Annotated in this window: 25 protein-coding genes; 14 read left to right on the plus strand and 11 right to left on the minus strand. The window is 68.1% G+C overall.

Annotation, left to right across the window (positions count from 1 at the left end):
- Window positions 1–24: 24 nt before the first annotated feature.
- Window positions 25–801 (minus strand): AMP nucleosidase, encoded by a 777-nt coding sequence (locus NSQ78_RS18070; protein ID WP_005419211.1) that lies wholly within the window; start codon window positions 799–801, stop codon window positions 25–27.
- Between the two features lie 152 nt (window positions 802–953).
- On the opposite strand from NSQ78_RS18070, the gene NSQ78_RS18075 reads away from it, so the two are divergent.
- The 5 genes from NSQ78_RS18075 (at window position 954) to NSQ78_RS18095 (ending at window position 5,752) form a co-directional block, all read left to right on the plus strand.
- Complete coding sequence (locus NSQ78_RS18075; protein WP_064239169.1) at window positions 954–2,363, plus strand: amidohydrolase; 1,410 nt, start codon at window positions 954–956, stop codon at window positions 2,361–2,363.
- A complete protein-coding gene (locus tag NSQ78_RS18080) occupies window positions 2,363–3,646 on the plus strand; it encodes an amidohydrolase family protein (protein ID WP_064239170.1) in 1,284 nt (427 codons plus the stop codon). Before NSQ78_RS18075 ends, NSQ78_RS18080 begins: the two co-directional genes overlap by 1 nt.
- Window positions 3,647–3,666: 20 nt before the next feature.
- A complete protein-coding gene (locus tag NSQ78_RS18085) occupies window positions 3,667–4,299 on the plus strand; it encodes a 2-hydroxychromene-2-carboxylate isomerase (protein WP_064239171.1) in 633 nt (210 codons plus the stop codon).
- Between the two features lie 95 nt (window positions 4,300–4,394).
- Window positions 4,395–5,336, plus strand: a complete 942-nt coding sequence (locus NSQ78_RS18090) for a DegV family protein (RefSeq protein ID WP_049469102.1) — start codon at window positions 4,395–4,397, stop codon at window positions 5,334–5,336.
- Window positions 5,337–5,413: 77 nt separating this feature from the next.
- Complete coding sequence (locus NSQ78_RS18095; protein WP_049469108.1) at window positions 5,414–5,752, plus strand: hypothetical protein; 339 nt, start codon at window positions 5,414–5,416, stop codon at window positions 5,750–5,752.
- A gap of 89 nt (window positions 5,753–5,841) precedes the next feature.
- On the opposite strand, the gene NSQ78_RS18100 is transcribed toward NSQ78_RS18095, so the two are convergent.
- The 5 genes from NSQ78_RS18100 to frmR form a co-directional block, all read right to left on the minus strand.
- Window positions 5,842–7,287: a GGDEF domain-containing protein gene (locus NSQ78_RS18100; protein ID WP_064239172.1), complete on the minus strand. Its 1,446-nt coding sequence runs from the start codon at window positions 7,285–7,287 to the stop codon at window positions 5,842–5,844.
- A gap of 632 nt (window positions 7,288–7,919) precedes the next feature.
- Complete coding sequence (gene fghA / locus NSQ78_RS18105) at window positions 7,920–8,750, minus strand: S-formylglutathione hydrolase (RefSeq protein WP_049470427.1); 831 nt, start codon at window positions 8,748–8,750, stop codon at window positions 7,920–7,922.
- 22 nt (window positions 8,751–8,772) lie between these two features.
- Complete coding sequence (locus NSQ78_RS18110; protein ID WP_064239173.1) at window positions 8,773–9,117, minus strand: YqcC family protein; 345 nt, start codon at window positions 9,115–9,117, stop codon at window positions 8,773–8,775.
- An 8-nt stretch (window positions 9,118–9,125) separates the two neighbouring features.
- Window positions 9,126–10,235, minus strand: a complete 1,110-nt coding sequence (locus NSQ78_RS18115) for an S-(hydroxymethyl)glutathione dehydrogenase/class III alcohol dehydrogenase (RefSeq protein ID WP_053461366.1) — start codon at window positions 10,233–10,235, stop codon at window positions 9,126–9,128.
- A gap of 58 nt (window positions 10,236–10,293) precedes the next feature.
- Complete coding sequence (gene frmR, locus NSQ78_RS18120) at window positions 10,294–10,569, minus strand: formaldehyde-responsive transcriptional repressor FrmR (RefSeq protein WP_005411009.1); 276 nt, start codon at window positions 10,567–10,569, stop codon at window positions 10,294–10,296.
- A gap of 177 nt (window positions 10,570–10,746) precedes the next feature.
- On the opposite strand from frmR, the gene NSQ78_RS18125 reads away from it, so the two are divergent.
- Window positions 10,747–11,787 carry a hypothetical protein gene (locus tag NSQ78_RS18125; RefSeq protein WP_064239174.1) on the plus strand — a complete coding sequence of 347 codons (1,041 nt, stop codon included), beginning with the start codon at window positions 10,747–10,749 and terminating at the stop codon, window positions 11,785–11,787.
- On the opposite strand, the gene NSQ78_RS18130 is transcribed toward NSQ78_RS18125, so the two are convergent.
- On the minus strand, window positions 11,769–12,674 hold the full coding sequence (locus NSQ78_RS18130) for a LysR family transcriptional regulator (RefSeq protein WP_057495009.1): 906 nt from the start codon (window positions 12,672–12,674) through the stop codon (window positions 11,769–11,771). The two genes, NSQ78_RS18125 and NSQ78_RS18130, sit on opposite strands and share 19 nt — an antisense overlap.
- 131 nt (window positions 12,675–12,805) lie before the next feature.
- On the opposite strand from NSQ78_RS18130, the gene NSQ78_RS18135 reads away from it, so the two are divergent.
- On the plus strand, window positions 12,806–13,909 hold the full coding sequence (locus tag NSQ78_RS18135; RefSeq protein ID WP_064239684.1) for an alkene reductase: 1,104 nt from the start codon (window positions 12,806–12,808) through the stop codon (window positions 13,907–13,909).
- A gap of 49 nt (window positions 13,910–13,958) precedes the next feature.
- Here NSQ78_RS18135 and NSQ78_RS18140 read toward each other — a convergent pair whose 3' ends face one another.
- Entirely contained in the window at window positions 13,959–14,636 is a 678-nt protein-coding gene (locus NSQ78_RS18140; protein ID WP_064239175.1) for an SMI1/KNR4 family protein, read from the minus strand.
- Window positions 14,637–14,750: 114 nt separating this feature from the next.
- On the opposite strand from NSQ78_RS18140, the gene NSQ78_RS18145 reads away from it, so the two are divergent.
- Window positions 14,751–15,167 (plus strand): VOC family protein, encoded by a 417-nt coding sequence (locus tag NSQ78_RS18145; protein WP_064239685.1) that lies wholly within the window; start codon window positions 14,751–14,753, stop codon window positions 15,165–15,167.
- Between the two features lie 51 nt (window positions 15,168–15,218).
- On the opposite strand, the gene NSQ78_RS18150 is transcribed toward NSQ78_RS18145, so the two are convergent.
- A complete protein-coding gene (locus tag NSQ78_RS18150) occupies window positions 15,219–16,103 on the minus strand; it encodes a LysR family transcriptional regulator (RefSeq protein WP_049470402.1) in 885 nt (294 codons plus the stop codon).
- 104 nt (window positions 16,104–16,207) lie between these two features.
- Here NSQ78_RS18150 and NSQ78_RS18155 point away from each other — a divergent pair, with 104 nt between their 5' ends.
- Window positions 16,208–17,266 carry an NAD(P)-dependent alcohol dehydrogenase gene (locus tag NSQ78_RS18155; RefSeq protein WP_064239176.1) on the plus strand — a complete coding sequence of 353 codons (1,059 nt, stop codon included), beginning with the start codon at window positions 16,208–16,210 and terminating at the stop codon, window positions 17,264–17,266.
- 91 nt (window positions 17,267–17,357) lie between these two features.
- Here the strand turns inward: NSQ78_RS18155 and NSQ78_RS18160 are convergent, their stop codons facing one another.
- The gene (locus NSQ78_RS18160) at window positions 17,358–18,722 is read right to left on the minus strand and encodes a glutamate--cysteine ligase (RefSeq protein WP_053506211.1); all 1,365 of its coding nucleotides are present in this window, start codon (window positions 18,720–18,722) and stop codon (window positions 17,358–17,360) included.
- A 151-nt stretch (window positions 18,723–18,873) separates the two neighbouring features.
- Here NSQ78_RS18160 and NSQ78_RS18165 point away from each other — a divergent pair, with 151 nt between their 5' ends.
- The 3 genes from NSQ78_RS18165 to NSQ78_RS18175 all read left to right on the plus strand — a co-directional run bounded on the left by NSQ78_RS18165 (window position 18,874) and on the right by NSQ78_RS18175 (window position 21,564).
- Complete coding sequence (locus tag NSQ78_RS18165; RefSeq protein ID WP_057495007.1) at window positions 18,874–19,578, plus strand: VIT family protein; 705 nt, start codon at window positions 18,874–18,876, stop codon at window positions 19,576–19,578.
- Entirely contained in the window at window positions 19,575–20,399 is an 825-nt protein-coding gene (locus NSQ78_RS18170) for an AraC family transcriptional regulator (RefSeq protein WP_053506212.1), read from the plus strand. The genes NSQ78_RS18165 and NSQ78_RS18170 overlap by 4 nt, the downstream gene beginning before the upstream one ends.
- Before the next feature lie 193 nt (window positions 20,400–20,592).
- Window positions 20,593–21,564, plus strand: coding sequence for an MBL fold metallo-hydrolase (locus NSQ78_RS18175; RefSeq protein WP_049466468.1), 972 nt, complete (start codon window positions 20,593–20,595; stop codon window positions 21,562–21,564).
- A 72-nt stretch (window positions 21,565–21,636) separates the two neighbouring features.
- Here NSQ78_RS18175 and yihA read toward each other — a convergent pair whose 3' ends face one another.
- On the minus strand, window positions 21,637–22,239 hold the full coding sequence (gene yihA / locus NSQ78_RS18180) for a ribosome biogenesis GTP-binding protein YihA/YsxC (RefSeq protein ID WP_049466467.1): 603 nt from the start codon (window positions 22,237–22,239) through the stop codon (window positions 21,637–21,639).
- Window positions 22,240–22,396: 157 nt separating this feature from the next.
- Here yihA and NSQ78_RS18185 point away from each other — a divergent pair, with 157 nt between their 5' ends.
- Window positions 22,397–23,197 (plus strand): c-type cytochrome, encoded by an 801-nt coding sequence (locus NSQ78_RS18185; RefSeq protein ID WP_064239177.1) that lies wholly within the window; start codon window positions 22,397–22,399, stop codon window positions 23,195–23,197.
- A 106-nt stretch (window positions 23,198–23,303) separates the two neighbouring features.
- Window positions 23,304–23,954: a thiol:disulfide interchange protein DsbA/DsbL gene (locus NSQ78_RS18190; RefSeq protein WP_049466462.1), complete on the plus strand. Its 651-nt coding sequence runs from the start codon at window positions 23,304–23,306 to the stop codon at window positions 23,952–23,954.
- The last annotated feature ends 105 nt before the right edge of the window (window positions 23,955–24,059 follow it).

A 24,059-nucleotide genomic window follows, 5' to 3' on the forward strand; every position in this document is an offset into this window, starting at 1 on the left:
GCGCGCCGCGCCAGGCCATCATCATCATTCGTCGAAGCGCAGGTGGCGGACCGACTTGCCGTTGCGCCGGATAAGCTTAAGCGCCTCGATACCGATCTGGATATGGTTTTCCACGAACTGGGAGCTGACCTTGGCATCGGAGGCCTCGGTCTTGACCCCGTCGGGGATCATCGGCTGGTCCGACACCAGCAGCAGTGCGCCGCTGGGAATGTGGTTGGCGAAGCCAGCGGCGAACACGGTGGCGGTTTCCATGTCGATGGCCATGCAGCGCATCGCCCGCAGCCGCTCCTTGAAGGCCTCGTCGTGCTCCCAGACCCGGCGGTTGGTGGTGTAGACGGTACCGGTCCAGTAGTCGTGGCCAAGGTCGCGGATCATGGTCGAGACCGCACGCTGCAGCGCGAAGGCGGGCAGCGCCGGCACTTCCGGCGGCAGGTAGTCACCTGAAGTACCCTCGCCGCGGATCGCCGCGATCGGCAGCACCAGGTCACCCAGCTGGTTCTTGCGCTTCAGGCCACCGCACTTGCCCAGGAACAGCACCGCCTTGGGCATCACCGCCGACAGCAGGTCCATGATGATCGCGGCATTGGGGCTGCCCATGCCGAAGTTGATCATGGTGATGCCATCGATGGTGGCACTGGCCATCGGCCGGTCCAGGCCGATGACCGGGGCCCCGGTCAGCGCGGAGAAGGTGTGCAGGTAGCCGCCGAAATTGGTCAGCAGGATGTGCTGGCCGAACTGGTCCAGCGGCACGCCGGTGTAACGCGGCAGCCAGTTGTCGACGATTTCCTGCTTGCTCTTCATGGGCAGTCCGGTACGGCGGGGGACCGCATAGTTTCAGCCACCCGGCCGGTGCCGTCGAGCGACCGTCGGCAGGCCTGTGAAGAAGGTCACTTGGCAAGCCCGCCATCGCCCGGCTAGCGTCGGCGGCTGGATCACGCTGCGAGGGGAACTGCATGGCATCACCGTTGTTGCGCACCAGCCTGGGGCTGGCGCTGCTCTCACTGGCAACCGCACCCGCGACAGGCGCCTCGCGCTTCGTCGCCGATCCCTACCCCAGCACCTACCAGGCGCATCCCGATGCGCCGGTGCTGATCCAGAACGCCACCGTGCTGACCGGCACCGGCCAGCGCCTGGACAACTCCGACGTGCTGCTGCGCGAGGGCCGGATCGCCGCCGTGGGCCGCCAGCTGCAGGCCGACGCCGGTGTCACCCGCATCGATGCGCAGGGCAAGTGGGTCACCCCCGGCCTGATCGACGTGCACTCGCACCTGGGCGTGTACCCCAGCCCGGGCGTCGGCGCGCACAGCGACGGCAACGAGATGACCGCGCCGGTCACCGCCAACGTCTGGGCCGAGCACTCGGTCTGGCCGCAGGACCCGGGTTTTGCCACCGCGCTGGCCGGCGGCGTGACCAGCATGCAGGTGCTGCCGGGCTCGGCCAACCTGGTCGGTGGCCGCGGCGTGACCCTGAAGAACGTCCCCGCCATCACCTACCAGGCGATGAAGTTTCCCGGCGCACCGTGGGGACTGAAGATGGCCTGTGGCGAGAACCCCAAGCGGGTCTACGGCGAAGGCAAGGGCGTGACCCCGGCCACGCGGATGGGCAACGTCGCCGGCTATCGTGCCGCCTTCATCGATTCCGCCGACTACATCGCCAAGAACAAACCGAAGCCGGCCAAGCGCAAGGGCTGGTTCGGCAGCGACAAGGGTGACAGCGCCGGTGATGCCGGCGGCAAGCGCGATCTCAAGCTGGACACGCTGGCCGGCGCGATCGAAGGCGACATCCGCGTGCACATCCACTGCTACCGCGCCGACGAGATGGCCACCATGCTCGACCTGGCCAAGGAATTCGGCTTCAAGGTGGCGGCCTTCCACCACGGCGTGGAGGCCTACAAGCTGGCCGACCGGCTGGCCGCCGACGGCGTCTGCGGTGCGCTGTGGGCCGACTGGTGGGGCTTCAAGATGGAAGCCTTCGATGGCATCCCGGAGAACATCGCACTGGTCGACCGGCCGAGGAACAGCTGCGCCATCGTCCATTCCGATTCGCCCGAAGGCATCCAGCGCCTGAACCAGGAAGCGGCCAAGGTGATCGCGGCCGCGCGCCGTGCGCACATGCCGGAGATCGCCCCCGAACACGCCATCACCTGGATGACCGCCAACGCCGCCAAGGCGCTGGGCATCGAAGGCCAGACCGGCACCCTGGAGGCCGGCAAGATGGCCGACGTGGTGGTGTGGAACGGCAACCCCTTCAGCTCCTACGCGCTGGCCGAGCAGGTCTTCATCGACGGCCGCCGGCTGTACGACCGCAGCGTACCTGCGGCCACGCCACGTTCCGATTTCCAGCTTGGCCAGGAGGTGCACTGATGGTGGCGCTCAAGCAGTTGGCGCAGTCTGCGGCGAAGGGCCGCCGGGCATGGCTCGGCGCGACGGTCATGGTGCTGGCCTGCCTTTCCGCATCCGCACAGGCGCAGGACCTGCTGGTGCGCAACGCGACCGTGCATACGGCCAGCGCGCGCGGCAGCCTGCAGGGCACGGACGTACTGGTGCAGGGCGGCATCATCCGCGCGGTCGGCCGCGGCCTGTCCGCCCCGGCCGGCACAACCGTGGTCGACGCCGATGGGCGCCCGCTGACGCCGGCGCTGTTCGGGGGCATCACCGAGATCGGCATCGAAGAAGTCTCCGGCGAAGCGAGCACGGTCGACAGCACGCTGAAGATCGGCGAACAACCGTTGCGCCCCGAATTCGATGTCACCCTGGCCTACAACCCGGCCTCGGTGCTGATCCCGGTGGCGCGCCTGGATGGCATCGGCTTCACTGCGCTGGGGGCCGCCACCGGTGGCGGCTTCGTTGCTGGCCAGGGCGGTGTGATGCGGCTGGACGGCAGCGCCGACCCGCTCGGCCCGCGCGCGCTGTTCCTGCGGCTGGGGTCGGCTGCGGTGGAGTTGACCGGACACTCGCGCGCTGCGCAGTGGATGCTGCTGCAGCAGATGGTGGACGAGGCGCGCGGCCAGGTTGCCGCCGACTCGCCGCACGCGCTGCTGACGCCGGCCGGGCGCCGCACGCTGGGCCGTTACCTGGCCGGCCAGGGCCGCATCGTGGTGGAGGTGGACCGCGCCGCGGACATCCGCCAGCTGCTGCGTTGGGCGTCCCGCGAAAAGGTGAAGATCGCCATTGCCGGTGGCAGCGAAGCCTGGCAGCTGGCACCGGAGCTGGCAGCCGCGCAGGTGCCGGTTTTCGTCGACGTGCTGTCCAACCTGCCGGCCAGCTTCGACCAGATCGGCGCTACGCTGGAAAACGCGGCACGCCTGCAACGGGCCGGCGTGGCCGTGTCGTTCGTGCAGCGTGGTGATGCTTCGCACAACGCACGCAAGATGCGCCAGCTGGCCGGAAATGCCGTGGCCAACGGCTTGCCCTGGGCCGACGGCCTGGCCGGGCTGACCCGGGTGCCGGCGCAGGCGTTCGGCGTGGCCGACCAGATCGGCAGCATCGAGCCGGGCAAGCGTGCCGACCTGGTGCTGTGGGAGGGCGACCCGCTGGACGTGGCGCACTATGCCGAACAGGTCTGGCTGGGCGGCCGGGCGATGCCGATGCGCTCGCGCCAGACCGAACTGCGTGACCGCTACCTGCAGCGCAACGCGCAGCCCTGACCGCATTGAAGGACACCACCATGGCCACCCTGCGCTGGTATTTCGACTTCGTTTCGCCGTACTCCTACCTGCATTGGCAAAAGCTGAAGCAGCTGCCCCAGTTCCCGCGGATCCAGCCGGTGCCGATCGCCTTTGGCGCCGTGCTGCACCACCTGGGCAATCTCGGGCCGGCCGAGATTCCGGCCAAGCGCCGCTTCATGTACCGCCAGCTGCTGTGGACCGCGCAGGCCGAGGGCACGCCGCTGCACTTCCCGCCGGGCCATCCGTTCAACCCGCTGTCCGCCCTGCGGCTGTGCCTGGCTGCTGGCGCCGGCACGCAAGCGGTAGACGTGCTGTTCGACTGGATCTGGCGCGAGGGGCACGCGGGCGACAGTGCCGAGGCCCTGCGCGAACCGGCTGCGCGGCTGGGGATCGAGGATGTCGCCAGTGCCATCGCCGCGCCGGCGGTCAAGGAGCAACTGCGCCGCAACACCGAGGCCGCCATTGCCGCCGGCGTGTTCGGCGTCCCCACCCTGGCCATCGATGGCGAGTTGTTCTGGGGCAACGATGCCCACCCGCTGATGGCGGCGGTGCTGGCCGACCCGGACCTGCTGCAGCAGCCCGAATGGCAGCGCCTGGCCGAGCTTCCGGTGGCGGTGCAGCGCAGTCGCTGAACAGGGCGTGGCGTATTTGCCGCGCGCGCCACGCCAGATTTTGAGATAGATTTCACGTTTCCGAACCTACAACCGCCCTGGAGGGGGAGCCGCGGATGCGCATCGGAATCGTCGTCGACTCGGCCTGCGACCTGCCGCAGGACTTCATTGCCGAGCACAACATCGTGCTGCTGCCGATCACCGTGCGGATCGGCGAAGCCGTGCTGGCCGATCATCGCGATGAGCAGGCCACCCTGAGCTTCCTGCACGCGCACGTGGCCGAGCACGGCGCCGAGGCGGAGACCATTCCCTTCAGCGTCAACCAGATCCGCGACCTGTTCCTGCAGCAACTGGTGATCGACTACGACCACGTGTTCTGCATGACCATCACCAAGACCCGCAGCCCGATCCACGACAACGCGCTGCAGGCCAGCTTCGCCATCCTCAACGACTACAAGCCGGTGCGGCAGGCGGCCGGCCACAACTCGCCGTTCGCGCTGCGCGTGCTCGACACCCAGAACCTGTTCGCCGCGCAGGCGGTGACTGCGGTGGAAGCGGTACGCCTGCGCGCCAGTGGCGCCAGCGTGCAGCAGATCCGCGAACGCTTGGAAGAACTGGCCGGCAACGTGCACGGCTACATGGTCACCCGCGACCTGTACTACATGCGCGCACGTGCGCGGCACAAGGGTGACCGCAGTGTCGGCCTGCTCAGCGCGGCGCTGGGCAGCGCGCTGGACATCAAGCCGGTGCTGCACGGTTACCGCGGCGAGACCGGGCCGGTGGCCAAGATCAAGGGTTTCGACAACGCCGTGCAGAAGCTGTTTGCGGTGGTCGGCCAGCGCGTGCGCGCCGGGCTGATGACACCGACGGTGTGCATCAGCTACGGCGGTGAACTGGACGAGCTGCGCGCCCTGCCCGGCTACGCCCAGATGAAGGACGTCTGCGCCGGCCACGGCGTAACCGTGTACGAAACGGTGATGAGCCTGACCGGCATGGTCAACGTCGGCAAGGGCGCGGTCACCGTGGGCTTTGCCGATGGACCGCATCGGTTTGAATGAAGGCCAACCGCGGCGGAACTCTGCACATCGATTCCACCGCGGTTGTGCCAGCCTTGCCGCACTTCAAGGAGAACACCATGCCTGCGCAGTACCACATCAGCCTGCCCGACCCGTCCAAGGCACGCGGCAACGACCCTGACCTGTCCTTCCATTCGCAGGGCGCCGCCGGCTTCGCCGAGGAGCTGCAGGATGCCCTGCGCAGCGGCACGTTGTTCGAACGCTGGAAGGCCAAGCAGCCCGACCCGGATGCAGTGGAGCCGCAGTGGGGCGCAACCGATCCCGAGGCCACCGTGACCGGTGAGCAGAAGGACCTGCGCATCAACCTGGTGGCCACCACCCGCATCGACAGCGATGTGTTCAAGCAGCGCCTGCGCCTGCTGGCCGGCAGCCACTGGGAACTGCGCGACGTGCGTTGAGGCCATGCCGTGCTAGTGCCGGCCGCTGGCCGGCAACCGCGGCGTCCGAGGAGGTACCGGCCAGCGACCGGCACTAAGGGCTGGTCCGCTCAACAGTCCATGGTTCCGTGCGCGTTGCCCTCGTCATCCAGCACGTGCGCATGCAGGACCACCTGGTTGCGGCCGGCACGCTTGGCGGCATACAAGCCGGCATCGGCGTCGGCCAGCAGCTGATCGGCGCTGGCCATCGCTGGCGGATGCAAATAGCCCACGCCGATGCTGATGCTGACCGACCCTTCCGGCAGCGGCAGCGCCGCCACCGCCTCGCGCAGGCGCTCGGCCAGTGCTAGCACGCCCGACAGCGCACTTCCGGGCACGATCACCGCGAATTCCTCGCCGCCGTAGCGCGCGACACGGTCACCGGCGCGGCCGGCGCTCGCCTTCAGGACCGCTGCCACGGCCTGCAGGCAGCGGTCGCCGGCGGGATGGCCGTGGCGGTCGTTGAAGGCCTTGAAATGATCGATATCCAACAGCAGCAGGCCCAGCTCGGTGCCACTGCGCCGTGCGCGGTTCCACTCGGCCAGCAGCAGCGCGTCGAACTCGCGCCGGTTGGCCACGCCGGTCAGGCCATCCTGGCGCGCCAACTGGTCCAGCGAGGCCTGCCGTTCCATCAGGTCCACCTGCAACAGGATGCTGCGCAGGCCGAACCCCAGCGTCGCCACCACGAACCCGCTCACGGCCAGGGGCCGGGCGTGGTCGACCACCAGCGTGCCTACCACCAGCAGCAGCAGCGGCAGGATCATCGGGCCGGCCGCCTGCACCGTGCGCGCCATCCGCGGATGCGGCGCCAGGACCCGCGCCGGTGCCTGGCTGAGTGCGAGCAGCGCCAGCAGCAGGAACGGCAGATCGATCAGCAGGTCGGCATAGGCACCGAACGCATCGCCGGAGGTGTAGTGGTTGATGTAGTACGCCACCAACAGGTAGGTCACCGCATACATCGCCAGCGCGCGGAAAAAGGTGCGCCGCTCGAGGACGTCGCCGGCCAGCCAGCGCACCACCGCGAACACGGCGATGCACAGGTTCTGGATATCGAACATGCGTTGCATGTTGGCCAGCGCGTGGTCGTCGATGTCAACGCGGGCGGCAAACGACTGCGCGTGCACGAAGAACAGCACGCCCAACAGCGCCGCCATCGCCGCATCGATCAGGCTGATGCTGACCCGTTCCCGGCGCGCCCGGGCCAGGATGAACACCAGGGGCACACCGTAAAGCACGTAAAGGAACAGGCTTGCGCGCGGGGTGAAATCGGCACGCCCGGCGCCCAGGGCATCAATCATGTTGAACGCCATGCCGCCGGCCCACAGCAGCAGGGCCAGTGCCGTGGCGCGCCACCCCAGTGCCGCGCGGTCGCGGCGGGCCCGCCACAGGCAGGCGACCGCAGCCAGCAGCGGGGCGCCGGTCAGGAAAACGAAGGAACCCGCCCCGGCGGGACCGGGCCACAGGGCCAGCACCAGCCCATGGCACAGCACATACAGCAGCGCCAGCACTACCGGCATGCCTTCCCCCATCCGCAAGGCCGTATGGGCGCACGATAGCGCGCCGGCACGCCACAGCGGCGTGATCCACTGCGGCAAAACAACACGCCGCGGGCACCGCCACGGTAGTGCCGGCAAGGCCTCAGACGTGCAGCGTGTGGGGGTGATGGGCCGGCACGCCACAGCGGCATGATCCACTGCGGCAAAACAATACGCCGCGTGCACCGCCACGGTAGTGCCGGCCGCTGGCCGGCATCCGAGGGAATCACGCGGCGGCAGGTTGCCGCCCAGCGGCCTACACTACCGGAAAGGCCTCAGGCGTGCAGCGCGTGGGGGTGATGGACCGGTACGCCACAGCGGCGTGATCCACTGCGGCGAAACGACGCTCCGCGTGCACCGCCACGGTCGTGCCGGCCGCTGGCTAACATCCGAGGGAATCACGCGGCGGCGGGTTGCCGCCAGCGGCCGCACTACCGGAAAGGCCTCAGGCGTGCAGCGCGTGGGGGTGATGGACCGGTACGCCACAGCGGCGTGATCCACTGCGGCGAAACGACGCTCCGCGTGCACCGCCACGGTCGTGCCGGCCGCTGGCCGGCATCCGAGGGAATCACGCGGCGGCGGGTTGCCGGCCAGCGGGCACTACCGGACAGACGTCAGCCGTGCAGGGCGCGGGCGTGGTGGGCGATGTGCTCGCCGATGAAGCTGGCGATGAAGTAGTAGCTGTGGTCGTAGCCCGGCTGCAGGCGCAGGGTCAGCGGATGGCCGGCCGACGCGCAGGCCTCCTGCAGGCGCTGCGGCTGCAGCTGGGTCTGCAGGAATTCGTCCGCCTCACCCTGGTCGACCAACAACGGCAGCCGCTCGCTGGCCGCGGCAATCAGTGCGCAGGCGTCCCATTGCGCCCAGTCGGCCGGGTTGTCACCCAGATAGGCAGTGAACGCCTTCTGCCCCCACGGGACATGGCTGGGCGCGACGATCGGCGAGAACGCCGACACGCTGCGGTAGCGCCCCGGGTTGCGCAGCGCGATCACCAACGCACCGTGACCGCCCATCGAATGACCGCTGATGGCGCGTGCGCCGGTCGCCGGGAACTCCGCTTCGATCAGCGCCGGCAGCTCGTGCACTACGTAGTCATGCATGCGGTAGTGCTTCGCCCAGGGCGCGCGGGCGGCGTTGAGGTAGAACCCCGCGCCCTTGCCGAGGTCGTAGCCTTCGGCATCGGCCACGTCATCACCGCGCGGGCTGGTATCTGGCGCGACGATGATCACGCCGTGTTCGGCCGCATAGCGCTGCGCGCCCGCCTTGGTGATGAAATTCTGCTCGGTGCAGGTCAGCCCGCTCAGCCAGTACAGCACCGGCAGCGTCTGCGTTTCCGCCTGCGGCGGCAGGTACACGGCGAACTGCATGTCGCAGCCCAACGTGGTCGAATGATGGCGGTAGACGTCCTGCCAGCCACCGAAACAGGCGCGGTGTTCAATGCGTTCCATCAGGCTCTCCTGCGCACCGGCCTCAGCCGGCGCGTCTATTGATCAGTTCATCCAGCTGCGAAAGCAGGTGCAGAAGCGGCTCGACACCGGGCTGGCCGTCGAGGTTGCGGTACGCCGCCACCGCCACGTCGCTGCGCGGTGGCCACTGGCCGTCGGCGCGGGCTTCGTGCAGGCGCGGCAGGAACACCTGTGCCAGCCAGTGCTCGAACGGCATCTCGTCGATACCGAAAGGTGAATCCACCGCGCGCGGCGGACCCACGTCGCCCTCGACCCAGCCCAGCGCGCGCAGCGCCTGCTCGATCGGCGCCACCAGGGCCGCGCGCGGGTCTTCCGCACGCGGCCGGCGCAGGGCATCCAGCCAGCCCATGACGCGGCTCAGTAATGGACCACCGAACGGATCGACTTGCCTTCATGCATCAGGTCGAAGGCGTCGTTGATCTTGTCCAGTTCCATGGTGTGGGTGACGAACGGCGCCAGTTCGATATCACCCTTCATCGCGTCTTCGACCATGCCCGGCAGCTGGCTGCGGCCCTTCACGCCGCCGAAGGCAGTGCCCATCCACTTGCGGCCGGTCACCAGCTGGAACGGGCGGGTGGAGATCTCCTGCCCGGCACCGGCCACGCCGATCACCACGCTCTGGCCCCAGCCACGGTGCGCGCATTCCAGCGCCGCGCGCATCACGTTGACGTTGCCGATGCACTCGAAGCTGTGGTCTACGCCCCAGGTGGTCATTTCAACGATGACCTGCTGGATCGGCGTGTCGAAGTCCTTCGGGTTGATGCAGTCGGTGGCGCCGAATTCGCGCGCCAGTTCGAACTTGGACGGATTGGTGTCCACCGCGATGATGCGGCCGGCCTTGGCCTGGCGCGCACCCTGGATCACCGCCAGGCCGATGCCCCCCAGGCCGAACACCGCTACGCTGTCGCCCTCCTGCACCTTGGCGGTGTTATGCACCGCGCCGATGCCGGTGGTGACGCCGCAGCCGAGCAGGCAGACGTGCTCCGGGTTGGCGTCCGGGTTGATCTTGGCCAGCGAGACTTCGGCCACCACGGTGTACTCGCTGAAGGTCGAGCAGCCCATGTAGTGGTACAGCGGCTCGCCGTTGTAGCTGAAGCGGCTGGTGCCATCGGGCATCACGCCCTTGCCCTGGGTGGCCCGCACCGACACGCACAGGTTGGTCTTGCCGCTCTTGCAGAACAGGCACTCGCCGCACTCGGCGGTGTACAGCGGAATCACGTGGTCGCCCGGCTTGACGCTGGTCACGCCCTCGCCCACCTCCACCACGATGCCGGCGCCTTCATGGCCCAGCACCACCGGGAACAGGCCTTCCGGATCATCGCCGGACAGGGTGAACGCATCGGTGTGGCAGACACCGGTATGGGTGATCTTCACCAGCACTTCGCCCTTCTTCGGCGGGGCGACGTCGATCTCGACGATCTGCAGCGGCTGGCCGGGACCAAAGGCGACGGCGGCACGGGACTTCATGGTGGCTTCTCCAAGGACAGGCAGTAACAGGATGGACGGCGCACTGTTGCGCCGTCGTTTATTTCAGGTACGAGCGGATCAACGCGCTCATGTCGCGCACGCGTTCGGCGCGTTGTTCGTCGGAGGCGGCGGGCTGGCCGAACTCCTCGCGCAGATGGGCTTCCATCACCTCGGACATCAGGCCGTTGACCGCGCCACGGATGGCGGCGATCTGCTGCAGCACCGGCCCGCAGTCGGCGCCAGCTTCGAGCGCGCGATCCAGCGCATCGCACTGGCCGCGGATGCGGCGCACGCGAGCCAGGACCTTCTTCTTCTCTTCGGGTGAGTGCGGCATGGCGGGCCACCTCGAAACTATACTGGGGGATAGTATACACGGCCACCCTGCCAGTGCCACCGACGCTCCCCGCCGCCATCGCGATCCGCCGGCAGAGCCGGGCTAAAGAACCCCGCCACGCAGCCGCTATCCGGTGCCTGATGGCGAATGAGTCGCCGGCAATGACACGGAGTTCTGATGATGGTGCGTTCCCTGCTGCCCGCCTGCCTGGCCATGGCCCTGGCATTCCCCGCACTGGCCGGGCAGGCCCCCACTGACGCGGCGGCCCAGGTGGATCTGCAGCAATCGGCGCGCATCCGCCTGTTCAGCGCCAATGGCCAGTATCTGGCGATGCGCAAGAACCACACGCGCAGCGGCGCCGAAGCCGAGGTGGTCAGGGTGGAGAGCAAGGCGTCCAAGGGTGTGTTCAGCACGCTCGCCTCGCTGGCCACCGGCAATGAAAGCACCTCGATCGGCATGCCCGAGTCATTCGCCACCGGTACGCTGGGCGGTATCCGCAAGCCCTTCTATCGCGAATTCGCACTGGTGCCGGGCCAGCTGGTCAATGTGATGGCCAACTTCGAGGGCAATCGTCGCTGCGTTCCGGCGGGCGAAAGCGTTCGCGACCTGCGCTTTACACTGCCGCCCTCGCTCCTGCTGACGCCGGAACCCGGCCTGGACTACGAAGTATCGTTCGGTACCGACGGCAGCAGTTGCGGCATGAACGCCAGGCTGCTGCTGGCCGACGGGCGCTCAGTGCCACTCCCCACCGAGTTGCAGCGGCAACGCTCACCAAAGACGTACAAGGTGGAAGGAACGCATCTGTATACCTTCCTGTTCCGCCCGGGCAGCGTGTACTACCGCCCGGTCGGCGAGGCGGAGGACCTGCAGCTGCGCATCGACGATGCCGAACATGCCGACGCATTCGAAACGGCGATGCGCGAGATCGCCTCGCGGCCCGGCACCCAGATGTGCATCGTGCTGCCGGACTTCTTCTACAAGAGCCCGCTGAAAGACCGGCTTGACCGCGTCCTGGACGAGCAGGACAAGAATTTTCCGGCCATCCTCGAACCGATCGAAGGACTGCGCAAAGTCCGCCAGCTTGAGGACCATGTGCCCACCACCTTCCTGGATGCTGCCGCGTACTGCCAGTTGGCAGGGATGATGGCGTTCCCGCCCCGCAACACGCTCGATGGCGCACCCGACGTGGCAGCTCCGGCTCAGTCAAACAATCCCTGAGCCGCCAGCCGCGCCAGCTCATCCACCACATAACGCACCTTCGGCCGCAGGTGGCGGGTTGGCGGCCACAGCGCATGGATGTCGATATGCCGCTGCATGTGCGCATCCAGCACCGAGTGCAGCGCGCCGGATTCCAGGTGCCGGCGCACCAGTGACTCCGGCATCTGGCAGATGCCCAGCCCAGCAATGGCGCCGTCGATCACTGCATCGCCGTCGTTGAGCTGGTAGGCCGCATTCGGGATGAACGTTCCTTCGGCATCATCACTGCCAATCCGCCACGCCACCGGTTGCCCGTGGCGAAAGCCGACGATGCTGCGGTGCTGTGCCAGTTCCTCCACGGTCGCAGGCACACCATGCGCCTGCAGGTACTCCGGCGATGCGCAGGTGACCAGGCGCTGGCGACCCAGCCGGCGCGCGACCAGGTGCTCTGCGTGGTGCAGCCCACCGAAACGGATCAGCAGGTCGATGCCCTCTTCGACCGGATCAACGAAGTGATCGGTGAAGGTCATCGTCAGCTGCAGGTCCGGGTACTGCCGGCACAACCGCAGCAGCACCGGCAACACCACCAGCCGCCCGAACGAGGACGGCATGTCGATGCGCAGCCGCCCGCTGGGCAGGCCGGCCGAACCCAGGCAGGCCTCGGCGGCGGAGATTTCTTCCAGCGCCGCCGCACACGACGCGTAGTACGCCTCGCCGTCGGTGGTCAGCGCGATGCGGCGCGTGGTGCGGTGGAACAGGCGCACGCCCAGCCGCGTTTCCAGCCGGGCGATGGCCTTGCCCACCGCCGAGCGTGAGACGCCCAGTGCATCGGCCGCTTCGGTGAAGCTGCCCGAGCGGGCCGCGGTAACGAAGGTCACCAGGCCATTCAACGATTCCAGCGGCAGCATTCTTTCCCCCACATTGGGGACAAATAGTCCCACGCTCAGGGAGATCGAAGCGCTTTATGCGCCCGCATGTCAACTCCATCCTGTGGGCATCGCGCCGCTGGCGCTCCTCCCCCCGCACCGAGATGACCGACATGACCGCCACCCTGTTCCGCCCCTTCGACCTGTCAGGCACCCTCCTGCGCAACCGCATCGTGATGGCCCCGATGACCCGTGCCCGCAACCCCGGCTCGGTCGCCAATGCGCTCACCGCGCAGTACTACCAGCAGCGCGCCAGCGCTGGGCTGATCATCAGTGAAGGCACCCCGGTCTCGCCGCAGGGCCAGGGGTACATCGACGTGCCGGGCATCTGGTCGGCCGAGCAGGTGGCGGGCTGGAAGCAGGTGACCGAGGCCGTGCATGCTGCCCAAGGCACGATCTTCGCCCAGCTCTGGCATGTGGGCCGCATGTCGCATGCCTCGCTGCAGCCCGATGGCGGACAACCGGTCAGCGCTGGCACTCGCCCGGTCGCCAGCGCACCGAAGAACACCTCGTTCGTCTACCTGGACGACGGCAGCCGCGGCCATGCCGATCCCACTCCGGCGCGTGCGCTGGCCACCGAAGAGATCCCCGGCATCGTCGACGACTTCGTGCGCGGCGCGGAGAACGCCATCGCGGCCGGCTTCGACGGCATCGAGCTGCATGCTGCCAACGGCTACTTGTTCGAACAGTTCCTCAACCCGCTCATCAACCAGCGCGAAGACCGCTATGGCGGTTCACTGCCCAATCGTGCGCGCCTGATCCTGGACACCGTCGATGCGATGGCGCAGCGCATCGGTGCCCACCGTATCGGCGTGCGCCTGGCACCGAACAACCTCACCTTCGACATGCCGTTCTACCCCGACAACGAGGCCACTTATCTGTACCTGGCCGGGGAACTGGGCAAACGCGGCCTGGCCTACGCGCATCTCAACGACAACCTGCAGGCGGGCCAGTCGGTGCTGGGCGAGGCCTTCCTGCAGCAGTTCAAGCAGGCCTACGGCGGCACCCTGATCCTGGCCGGTGGCATGACCCGCGAACGCGCGCTGCAGCGGGTCGAGGCGGGCACCATCGACCTGGCCGCGTTCGGCCAACCGTTCATCGCCAACCCGGACCTGGTCGAGCGCCTGCAGCGAAACGTCGCGCTGGCCACGCCGGACCGCGCCACCTACTACGGCGGCGGCGAAGCGGGTTACCTCGACTACCCAGCCGCCGGCTGATCCCGCACGGGGTCGGATCCCCGCCACAGGGGGGGCTCCGACCCTTGGATCAGGCGTCCTCGCGCACGTAGGCGAACGACTGGTCCAACCGCTCGAAGCCGATCACTTCAGCGACGATGGCCTGCGCATCCTCGTCGCTGATACGTCCCTCGGCAATAGCGTCAACACGGGCGAACAGCCGCTGCAACGCCGCGTACTGGTCATCGCGCAGGAACGGTTGATGGCTGTGCAGCCAGCGCTGCAGATTGCTGGCCAGCTCGCCATGCGAAAGCAGCGTGTAGGTCGCTTGGTAGTCGGCAACTGCTTCGACCATCTTGCGGAACAGGAAGTCCTGGTAGTTGGCGGCCAGCACATAGGCACGATCATCGTCATGCCACACCAGCACGACCGGCGGTTCGGCAACACCAGGCGCGTTGCTCCAGAAGCAGTAGCTGTCGCCGCCACCCGTCCGCGCAAACGGCAGCAGCTGCAGGTCCGTGCGCAGGGGGTTGTAATGATCCTCGGCGGTCAGTTCCTGCCACGCCTCGCGCAGTTCATCGTGTTCCAGCGGTTCGTATTCTTGGGCGTACAGCAGCACCGGCGGCTCCGCCTGCAGCGTCGGGAACACCACCTTGGACCATTCCGGATGTGGGGCACCCCAGCTCAACCGACCCGCTGCATGCAACTGCTTGAACAGGGGCGGGAAGGACTGGCCGGTGGCCCGTTCGATGTCAGATAGCGTGCTCATGGATGTCCTTGTCGATAGAGACCGCCCAGCTTGCCCGAATGCGCGCAGCAGATGAACCGGCGGCAGCACGCGGCAGGACTAGACTGCGACCACCGGATGCCGCCCATCGCTGCCATGAACGCCCCTGCCCACAGCTTCATCGTCAACCTCGACGTGCCCGACCTGGCCGCCGCCGAAACCTTCTACGTGGCCGCGTTTGGATTGCGCATCGACCGCCGTCTCGGCCCCGAGGCCGTGGAATTGCTCGGTGGGCCAACACCGCTCTACCTGCTGCAGAACGAGGCGGGCAGCGCCGCCACCGAAGACGGCGACGTGCGCGACTACGAGCGCCACTGGACCCCGCTGCACCTGGACTGGGTGGTGGATGACATCGACGCCGCGCTGGCACGTGCAGTCGCAGCCGGGGCGACACTCGAGCAATCCGTGCGCGAGCGTCGCTGGGGACGCATCGCCGTGCTGGCCGATCCATTCGGCCACGGCTTCTGCCTGATCCAGTTCAGTGGCGAAGGCTACGACGCGCTGGTGACATGAGCGATTGGGGTGGGTGCCGGCCGTGGGTCGGCACTGCATCCCTTACCGCCACTACGCCCGCAGCATATCCACGAACGCCCGCAGCGCGCCCGGCATCTGCCGCTGCTTCGGGTAGTACAGCGCGAAGCCGGCGAACGGTTCGCTCCAGTCTTCCAGCACTGCCACCATCTGCCCCGAGTCGATGTACGGCCTTGCCGTGTCTTCCAGCACGTACGCCAGGCCGATGCCATCCAGAACGGCGCGCACGATCGTGCCCTGCTCGCACAGGGTCAGCCGCCCCGGTACATCGATCTCCAGCGCCTGCCCACCGCGCTCGAACTGCCACTTGTACAGGTGCCCGCTGGCGAAGCGGAAGCGGATGCATTCGTGCGCGGCCAGGTCGCGCGGATGCTGTGGCGCCGGGCGCCGCCGCAGGTAGTCCGGCGAGCCGACAATCAAGCCACGCAGCGGTGGGCCCATCGGCACCGCCACCATGTCCTCGGGTACGAACTCGTGCAGGCGCACACCGGCGTCGTAGCCTTCGGCGACGATGTCGACCAGGCCATCGTTCTCGGTCAGCTCCACCCGCACGTCGGGATGGGCGTGCAGGAAGCGCGCCAGCCGCGGCCCCAACTGGGTCGGCACCGCCGCGCGGGTGGCGTTGATGCGCAGCAGGCCGGCCGGGGCGGCGCGGAAGTGGTTCATTTCTTCCAGTGCGTCGTGCACCTGCCCCAACGCCGGCTGCAAGCGCTCCAGCAGGCGCTGCCCGGCTTCGGTCAGGGCCACGCTGCGGGTGGTGCGATGGAACAGGCCCACGCCCAGCCGCTCCTCCAGCGCGCGGATCGCATAGCTCACCGCCGAGGTCGACAATGCCAGTTCGGCACCGGCGCGGCGGAAGCTGCGATGGCGGGCAACTGCGGCGAACGCGGCCAGATGGGTCAGGTTGTCAGTGGCCATTGTGCAGTTTCACTTGATGAATCATGCCGATATCCGCGCTTCTTGCCACTGGGCATGGGGCGTATTGTAAAGCGCCTTTCGATAAACCCTGCCAAGGATTCCCCATGTCCCTCGCCCGTGGTTACGCCGCCCATTCACATACCGCCCCGCTGGTGCCCTACGCGTTCGAACGCCGCGCGGTCGGCCCGAACGACGTGCGCATCGAGATCCTCTACAGCGGCATCTGCCATTCCGACCTGCACCAGGCCCGCGATGACTGGGGTGGCTCGATCTACCCGATGGTGCCGGGCCACGAGATCATCGGCCGGGTGACCGAAGTCGGCAGCAACGTCACCCGCTTCAAGGTCGGCGACCACGCCGGCGTCGGCTGCATGGTCGATTCCTGCCGCCACTGCGACGCCTGCCAGCACGACCTGGAGCAGTACTGCGCCGAGGGTGCGACCTGGACCTACAACGGCCGTGAACGCGAAACCGGCGCGCCGACCTACGGCGGCTATTCCGACCACGTGGTGGTCGAGCAGCGCTTCGTGGTGAAGGTGTCCGACACCCTCGACCTGAAGGCGGCCGCACCGCTGCTGTGCGCCGGCATCACCACCTGGTCGCCGCTGCGCCACTGGAAGGTCGGTCCGGGGCAGAAGGTGGGCGTGATCGGTCTCGGTGGCCTCGGCCACATGGGCGTGAAGTTCGCCAAGGCACTGGGCGCACACGTGGTGATGATCACCACCACGCCGGAAAAGGGTGCCGATGCCAAGCGCCTGGGCGCCGATGAGGTACTGGTCTCGCGCGATGCCGCGCAGATGAAGGCGCACGCGGGCAGCTTCGACTTCCTGCTCAACACCATCCCGGTCGGCCATGACACCAACCCGTACATGGGCCTGCTCAAGCGCGAGGCCACCATGTGCCTGGTCGGCGTACTGACCGAACTGGACCCACCGCTGACCGGTGGCAGCGTGATCTTCGGCCGCAAGCACCTGACCGGCTCGGCGATCGGCGGCATGGCCGAAACCCAGGAAATGATGGACTTCTGCGCCGAGCACGGCATCGTCAGCGATGTCGAGATCATCGACATCAAGAACGTCAACGAGGCCTGGGAACGCATGGCGAAGAACGATGTGCGCTACCGCTTCGTGATCGACATGGCGACGATGAAGGACGCCGCCTGATCCAAGGCAGATGTGGAAATGAAAAACCCCGGCAATGCCGGGGTTTTTCTTCTGGTAGTGCCGGCCGCTGGCCGGCAACCCCGCATGACGATCAGTACGCGAATTCGCGGAACACCGGATCGACGTCGCCGTGCCAGCGGCCATGGAACAGCGCCAGCTTGCGCTCGGCCGGGGTCAGGCCGGACTCGACGATCTCCTGCAGCACGTCAAGGAACTTGCTCTCGTCCTGGCCGTCGGCATTGCGCGCCGCGCGGCGCTTGAGGCCTTCCACCGAAATCTTCACCGCTTCCCGGGCCAGGTCGCGAACCGTGCCATTGCGGAACGGCAGGTTCATCGCATGCTTGGGCACGCCATCGCGCAGCGCATGGCGCTCGGCCAGGGTGAAGTCATGCACCAGGTCCCAGGCAGCATCGAGTGCGGTGTCGTCGTACAGCAGGCCGACCCAGAACGCCGGCAGCGCACACAGGCGGCTCCACGGGCCGCCATCGGCGCCACGCATTTCCAGGTACTTCTTCAGGCGCACTTCGGGGAACGCGGTGGTCATGTGGTCCGACCAGTCGCGCAGGGTCGGCAACGCACCCGGCAACACCGGCAGCCTGCCCTGCATGAAGTCGCGGAAGCTCTGCCCGCTGGCGTCGTGGTAGATGCCATCGCGGTAGGAGAAATACATCGGCACGTCGAGCAGGTAGTCGACATAGCGCTCGTAACCGAAGCCATCCTCGAACACGAAGTCCAGCATGCCGGTGCGGTCGGCGTCGGTGTCGGTCCAGATGTGCGAGCGGTAGCTCAGGTAGCCGTTCGGCTTGCCTTCGGTGAACGGCGAGTCGGCGAACAGCGCGGTGGCGATCGGCTGCAGCGCCAGCGACACGCGGAACTTCTTCACCATGTCCGCTTCGGTGGCGTAGTCCAGGTTCACCTGCACGGTGCAGGTGCGGGTCATCATGTCCAGGCCCAGCGAGCCGACCTTGGGCATGTACGAGCGCATGATCTTGTAGCGCCCCTTCGGCATCCACGGCATTTCATCGCGCTTCCACTTCGGCTGGAAGCCCATGCCGAGGAAACCCAGCTGCAGTTCGCCGGCCACCTGTGCGACTTCGTTGAGGTGGGTGCCGGTCTCCACGCAGGTCTGGTGGATGGTCTCCAGCGCCGCGCCGGACAGTTCCAGCTGTCCGGCCGGTTCCAGCGTCACCGAGGCACCGTCCCGCAGCAGCGCGATCGTGTTGCCGTTTTCCTGCACCGGCTCCCAGCCGAAGCGGACCAACCCGTTGAGCAACGCTTCGATGCCACGTTCGCCCTCGAACGTCGGCGGGCGCAGGTCATCCAGGCGGAAGCCGAACTTCTCGTGCTCGGTGCCGATGCGCCACTGCGCGCGGGGCTTCTCGCCGGAGGCGATCACCTCCACCAGCTGCGAGCGGTCGGTAATGGGGGTATCGGCGACGTGGCTGGGGCTCGACAAGGGGAAGGCTCGCTGGACGGTGGCGGGGGATGTGGGGCTCGCGGCCTTCCATCGCAAGGGCGCACTATAGCGTGGCACCCCGTTGCGTCATGCGACGGTGACGGGTTTCAGCATCCTACCGACGCCCTCTTGACCCTCGTACACTCAGCGCATGAGCCGCCATTCGCGACACCCCGAACTGCACCGCTCCGAGCGCGTCGGCTGGCTGCGTGCCGCCGTGCTGGGCGCCAACGATGGCATCGTCTCGGTGGCCGGCCTGGTGGTCGGCGTGGCGGCCAGCGGCGCCTCCGCTGCCACCCTCCTCGCCACCGGCGTGGCCGGCACCGTGGCCGGCGCGATGTCGATGGCCGCCGGCGAGTATGTCTCGGTGCAGACCCAGGCCGACACCGAAGCGGCCGACCTGGCCATGGAAACGCGCGAACTGCGCGAAGACCCGCACAGCGAGCTGGAGGAACTGGCTGCGATCTATCGCCACCGCGGCCTGGAGCCTGCATTGGCCCGGCAGGTGGCCGAACAGCTGACCGCCCACGATGCACTGGGTGCCCACGCCCGCGATGAGCTGGGCATCACCGACACCCTGCGCGCGCGCCCGCTGCAGGCGGCGCTGGCCTCGGCCGGTGCGTTCACCTGCGGAGCAGCACTGCCGGTGCTGACCGCCCTGCTCGCGCCGGTCGACAAGGTCGCATTGATGACCACTGCCAGCACCCTGCTCGGCCTGTGCCTGACCGGCGCGGTGGCAGCCCGGGCCGGGGGTGCACCGCCTGTGCGCGGCGCGATCCGGGTGATGTTCTGGGGCGCGTTGGCGATGGCTGCGGCGGCCGGCGTCGGTCGCCTGTTCGGTGCCCAGGTGTCATGACCGGCATGCTGCCACCAGCCACCGCGGTGCTGGCCGAGATGGCCAGTCTGGCCGGCTGCGGGCGCGCCGAGGGCTACGCCTGCATCACCGCGCGCCGCGAGCATGGCGCCAGTTCGGTAGAGGTTCCGCAGCCGCAGTTCGCGATCCTGCTGGAAGGCCGCAAGCAGGTGCGCACTGCACACCAGTCGCTGACGTTCGTTCCCGGCGACATCCTGCTGCTGACCCAGCGGTGCCGCATCGACGTGGTCAACACCCCTGATCCCTGCAGCGGCCGCTACCTCAGTGCCATCGTGCCGCTCTGCGCCGAAGTGCTGGCGGCGGCGCGTACGCTCTGGAACGAAGAGCTTCCCGCGCCGGGTCCGGCGATGGCGCGGCTGCCGTTGATCGAACATGCCGTGGTGCTGCGCCAGTGGCGGCAATCACTGCAGGACGGGCGTTACAGCGAAGCGCGACTGGCCCTGGCCTCGCTGGTGCTGACCCTGTGCCGCCAGGGTCATGGCAACCTGTTGCTGCCGCAGGCGCCGAGCCTGAGCGAACAGATCCGCGACCGCATCGCCGCCGAACCGGCACGCGACTGGCAATCACGTGATGTGGAAGCGCAGTTCGCGCTGAGCGGCGCCACCCTGCGCCGCCGCCTCGCCGCCGAAGCCACCAGCCTGCGCCAGCTGCTCACCGAGGCGCGGTTGGCGCATGGCATGCAGCTGCTCTACACCACCGACCTGCCACTGAAGACCGTTGCCGCACGCGCGGGTTACCGGTCTGCGGCGAGTTTCAGCAAGCGCTTTGCCGAGCAGTACGGACTGGCTCCGACCGACATTTGAGGGGGTTCGGCAGGGCTTGCAGCCCTGCTTCGGTAGTGCCGGCCGCTGGTAAGCCTACACTACCGCGGGTGCAGGGCGCAGCCCTGCAGACAACACCCCCTCCCTGAGCATTCCGCGCAGCGGATTGAGCGCCGCGCACACGCCCGTCACGGCACGCTGGCACCACGGAATCACCCGTTCACCGAGAACCGCCATGACCCTGCACCCCCTGCCGCTGCGCGGCGCCCTGCTGCTGGCCCTGTCCTCCCTGCCGCTGGCTGCGCTGGCCGAAGCTACCTCGCCCGCGCCCACCCAGCAGGTACCCGGCGTCTACCACCAGCGCGTCGGCACCTTGCAGGTCACCGCGCTGTTCGATGGCGTGGTCGCGCTGGGCCGTCAGGAAGTGGTGGATGTGCCAGCGACGCTGGTCAGCCGCCTGCTGGAAGGCCGCTACGTGCCGGAAGACAAGAAAGGCCTGCAGACCGCGATCAACGCCTTCCTGGTGCGCCAGGGCAACCACCTGACCCTGGTCGACACCGGCACGGCGCAGTGCTTCGGCCCCGGCCTGGGCCAGGTGCTGGGCAATCTGCGTGCCTCCGGCGTGGACCCGTCCGAGGTGGATGAGGTGCTGCTGACCCACGCCCATCCGGACCACCTGTGCGGCGTACTCGACGCACAGGGCAAGCCGGCCTACCCGAATGCCACGGTGTGGCTGTCCAAGGCGGATGCCGATTACTGGCTCAACCCGGCCAGCGAGGCCACCGCGCCGAAGGGCGTGCGCTTCGCCTTCCCGCTGGCACGCAACGCGGTGGCGCCGTATCAGGCCAGCGGCCACCTGCGCACCTTCAGCCCCGGCGATGCCCTGCCCGGTGGCGCGGTAGCGATGGATACCCATGGCCATACCCCCGGCCATGTCTCCTACCGGTTCGACAGCCAGGGCCAGTCACTGCTGGTGTGGGGCGATGTGCTGCACTTCCACGCGGTGCAGTTCGCGCATCCAGAGGCGGCGTTCGAGGCCGACTCGGACCGCAAGGCGGCCATCGCCAGCCGCCGGAGCCTGCTGCAGCAGGCCACCGCCCGCGGCTGGTGGGTGGCCGGTGCACACCTGCCGTTCCCGGGCCTGGGCCACGTGCGCAGCGAAGGCCAGGCGTATGCGTGGGTGCCGGCGGAGTATTCGCCGTTGTGAGGGTGTGCCGACCAAGGTCGGCACCCACCCGATCGGGTAGCGCCCGGCTGCCAGCCGGGCGACCGGAGAGCCTTATTCCAGCCCCAGCCAGCCGCCGATCACGCCGCGGGCTTCGTCCACGCCGGTGCGGTCTTCGCCGGAGAACACCTGCACGCTGACGCTGTCGCCATAGGCCGAGTGCAGCTCCTTGCGCACCTTCTGCAGCGTCTGCATCTGCTGGCTGCGGCTGAGCTTGTCGGCCTTGGTCAGCAGCGCGTGCGCCGGCAGGCCGCGCTGCACGGCATAAGCCAGCATCTGCCGGTCGTAGTCCTTCAGCGGATGGCGGATGTCCATCACCACCACCAGCCCCTTCAGGGCCTCTCGGGTGCGGAAATACCTGTCGATGAAGGCCTGCCAGTGCGCCTGCAGGTCCAGCGGCACCTTGGCGTAGCCATAGCCGGGCAGATCGACCAGGTGCGCGTCCGGAGTGATCTGGAAGAACACCAGCTGCTGGGTGCGGCCGGGGGTCTTGGAGACACGGGCCAGGGCGTTCTGGCGGGTCAGCGCGTTGAGCGCACTGGACTTGCCGGCGTTGGAGCGGCCGGCGAAGGCCACTTCAGCCCCTTCATCGGGCGGCAGCTGCCGCACGTTGTGGGCCGAGAGGTGGTAACGGGCGCGTTCGATGAGCAATGACATATGCCTAGGATCGCATGTTGCGGCGCCGCGCGCCCGTCCCGGCGGCCCGTGCCGGCATTTTTGCTGCACTGCTGCGTTGACCGTGCGCGGAAACGGCGTTGATAATCCGGGCGATGCCGGCCGCCATCGCCCGGCCCGGTCCATACGGAGCTTCAGCATGCGCCACGCTCGCGTTCTTGCCGTATCCGCCCTTGCCACTGCCGTAGTCGTTGCCGCCGCTGCGTTCGCGCAGACCACGTTGACTCCGCTGCCCGACAACGGGCCAATCCGCACCGCGTCGCTGGAGGTGGACTTCAGCAAGACCCACTGGGGTGATGCCAAGGCCGGCCAGACCAAGGCGACGGCCTGTGCGGCCTGCCATGGCGCCGACGGCAATTCCACGGTGGAGATGTATCCGTCCATCGCCGGCCAGAGCGAACGCTACGTGGCCCAGCAGATGGCCCTGATCGCCAATGGCCAGCGCAGTTCCGGCGCAGCAGTGGCGATGGTGCCGTTCGTGCAGAACCTCACCCCGCAGGACATGCGCGATATCGGCGCCTACTTCGCCACGCAGAAGGCCAACGCGGGCATCGCCGATGACACGGTGGTCACCGACGGCCCCTACAAGGGCATGAAGTTCTACGAGATCGGCCAGCAGCTCTACCGTGGCGGCGATGCCAAGCGTGGCCTGCCGGCCTGCATGGCCTGCCACGGCCCCAGCGGTGCCGGCAATCCCGGCCCGGCCTATCCGCACCTGGGTGGGCAGCACGCCAGCTATGTCGCGCGCCGCCTGCAGGAGTACCAGGCCGGCCAGACCAACGAGACCGACAAGGCGCACTTCCAGATCATGGCCACGGTCGCGCAGAAGCTCAGCGAGCAGGAGGTGCAGGCCCTATCGAGCTACCTGCAGGGCCTGCACAACAAGGCCGACGATGTGGCCGCTGCGGCCACGCCGACGCAACCGGCTGCCGCCCCCTGAGCACCACTGGTCGGCCGGGGCCGCGACGTCGGCCCACGGCTGCGGTATGTTTCCTTCACGCCGGCGGCTGCGCCGGCGTTGCTTTTTTCAACGGAGATGCGTGTCGATGAGGTTGATTTCCCGCCTGCTGTTGTCCGTGCTGGTGCTGCTGCCGCTGGCAGCCTGCGCCGCCACCCCCGCCAATGCCCCGCTGGTCGAGGGCAAAGACTACGAGCGCATCGCCCAGCCGGGCCCGTTCCAGCCGCTGGCCGGCAAGATCGAGGTGGTCGAAGTCTTCGGCTACACCTGCCCGCACTGCGCCCATTTCGAACCGCAGCTGGAAGCCTGGGCGGCCAAGCTGCCGGCCGACGTGCGCTTCACGCCGGTCCCGGCGGCCTTCGGTGGCGCTTGGGATGCCTGGGCACTGGCCTACTACGCCGCCGACGAAGTCGGCGTGGCCAAGCGCAGCCACGCTGCCGTGTTCAAGGCCCTGCACGAGCAGGGATCGCTGCCGATGCAGAACGTCTCGGCCGATGAGCTCGCCACGTTCTACAAGGCCTACGGCGTGACCCCGGACCGCTACCTCCAGGCGCTGCGCGGCGATGCCGTGCAGAAGAAGGTTGAGGCCGCGCGCGCGTTCGCCCAGCGCACCAAGGTGCCGGGCACCCCGGCCATCATCATCAACGGCCAGTACCTGGTGCGCGGCAACAGCTTCGACGACCAGCTGCGCATCGCCTCGGCGCTGATCGCCCAGGCCCGCGCCGCCCGCGGCCGCTGAACCAACGCCCACCCTCGACACGGCGCTGTCGCCGCCGCATGTCATCATTTCCCCCTGGCTGGCGCCTGGCGCCGGCCCCACCTTTCCAGATGCTGGAGACGTTTC

The organism is Stenotrophomonas sp. FSL W7-1447 (genome assembly GCF_037966425.1).
Taxonomy (GTDB): domain Bacteria; phylum Pseudomonadota; class Gammaproteobacteria; order Xanthomonadales; family Xanthomonadaceae; genus Stenotrophomonas; species Stenotrophomonas pavanii.

What these genes read in the sequence shown, in the direction of transcription:
- NSQ78_RS18070 (WP_005419211.1), bottom strand. Translation starts at nt 801, where the DNA reads ATGAAGAGCAAGCAGGAAATCGTCGACAACTGGCTGCCGCGTTACACC.
- NSQ78_RS18075 (WP_064239169.1), top strand. Translation starts at nt 954, where the DNA reads ATGGCATCACCGTTGTTGCGCACCAGCCTGGGGCTGGCGCTGCTCTCA.
- NSQ78_RS18080 (WP_064239170.1), top strand. Translation starts at nt 2,363, where the DNA reads ATGGTGGCGCTCAAGCAGTTGGCGCAGTCTGCGGCGAAGGGCCGCCGG.
- NSQ78_RS18085 (WP_064239171.1), top strand. Translation starts at nt 3,667, where the DNA reads ATGGCCACCCTGCGCTGGTATTTCGACTTCGTTTCGCCGTACTCCTAC.
- NSQ78_RS18090 (WP_049469102.1), top strand. Translation starts at nt 4,395, where the DNA reads ATGCGCATCGGAATCGTCGTCGACTCGGCCTGCGACCTGCCGCAGGAC.
- NSQ78_RS18095 (WP_049469108.1), top strand. Translation starts at nt 5,414, where the DNA reads ATGCCTGCGCAGTACCACATCAGCCTGCCCGACCCGTCCAAGGCACGC.
- NSQ78_RS18100 (WP_064239172.1), bottom strand. Translation starts at nt 7,287, where the DNA reads ATGCCGGTAGTGCTGGCGCTGCTGTATGTGCTGTGCCATGGGCTGGTG.
- fghA (WP_049470427.1), bottom strand. Translation starts at nt 8,750, where the DNA reads ATGGAACGCATTGAACACCGCGCCTGTTTCGGTGGCTGGCAGGACGTC.
- NSQ78_RS18110 (WP_064239173.1), bottom strand. Translation starts at nt 9,117, where the DNA reads ATGGGCTGGCTGGATGCCCTGCGCCGGCCGCGTGCGGAAGACCCGCGC.
- NSQ78_RS18115 (WP_053461366.1), bottom strand. Translation starts at nt 10,235, where the DNA reads ATGAAGTCCCGTGCCGCCGTCGCCTTTGGTCCCGGCCAGCCGCTGCAG.
- frmR (WP_005411009.1), bottom strand. Translation starts at nt 10,569, where the DNA reads ATGCCGCACTCACCCGAAGAGAAGAAGAAGGTCCTGGCTCGCGTGCGC.
- NSQ78_RS18125 (WP_064239174.1), top strand. Translation starts at nt 10,747, where the DNA reads ATGATGGTGCGTTCCCTGCTGCCCGCCTGCCTGGCCATGGCCCTGGCA.
- NSQ78_RS18130 (WP_057495009.1), bottom strand. Translation starts at nt 12,674, where the DNA reads ATGCTGCCGCTGGAATCGTTGAATGGCCTGGTGACCTTCGTTACCGCG.
- NSQ78_RS18135 (WP_064239684.1), top strand. Translation starts at nt 12,806, where the DNA reads ATGACCGCCACCCTGTTCCGCCCCTTCGACCTGTCAGGCACCCTCCTG.
- NSQ78_RS18140 (WP_064239175.1), bottom strand. Translation starts at nt 14,636, where the DNA reads ATGAGCACGCTATCTGACATCGAACGGGCCACCGGCCAGTCCTTCCCG.
- NSQ78_RS18145 (WP_064239685.1), top strand. Translation starts at nt 14,751, where the DNA reads ATGAACGCCCCTGCCCACAGCTTCATCGTCAACCTCGACGTGCCCGAC.
- NSQ78_RS18150 (WP_049470402.1), bottom strand. Translation starts at nt 16,103, where the DNA reads ATGGCCACTGACAACCTGACCCATCTGGCCGCGTTCGCCGCAGTTGCC.
- NSQ78_RS18155 (WP_064239176.1), top strand. Translation starts at nt 16,208, where the DNA reads ATGTCCCTCGCCCGTGGTTACGCCGCCCATTCACATACCGCCCCGCTG.
- NSQ78_RS18165 (WP_057495007.1), top strand. Translation starts at nt 18,874, where the DNA reads ATGAGCCGCCATTCGCGACACCCCGAACTGCACCGCTCCGAGCGCGTC.
- NSQ78_RS18170 (WP_053506212.1), top strand. Translation starts at nt 19,575, where the DNA reads ATGACCGGCATGCTGCCACCAGCCACCGCGGTGCTGGCCGAGATGGCC.
- NSQ78_RS18175 (WP_049466468.1), top strand. Translation starts at nt 20,593, where the DNA reads ATGACCCTGCACCCCCTGCCGCTGCGCGGCGCCCTGCTGCTGGCCCTG.
- yihA (WP_049466467.1), bottom strand. Translation starts at nt 22,239, where the DNA reads ATGTCATTGCTCATCGAACGCGCCCGTTACCACCTCTCGGCCCACAAC.
- NSQ78_RS18185 (WP_064239177.1), top strand. Translation starts at nt 22,397, where the DNA reads ATGCGCCACGCTCGCGTTCTTGCCGTATCCGCCCTTGCCACTGCCGTA.
- NSQ78_RS18190 (WP_049466462.1), top strand. Translation starts at nt 23,304, where the DNA reads ATGAGGTTGATTTCCCGCCTGCTGTTGTCCGTGCTGGTGCTGCTGCCG.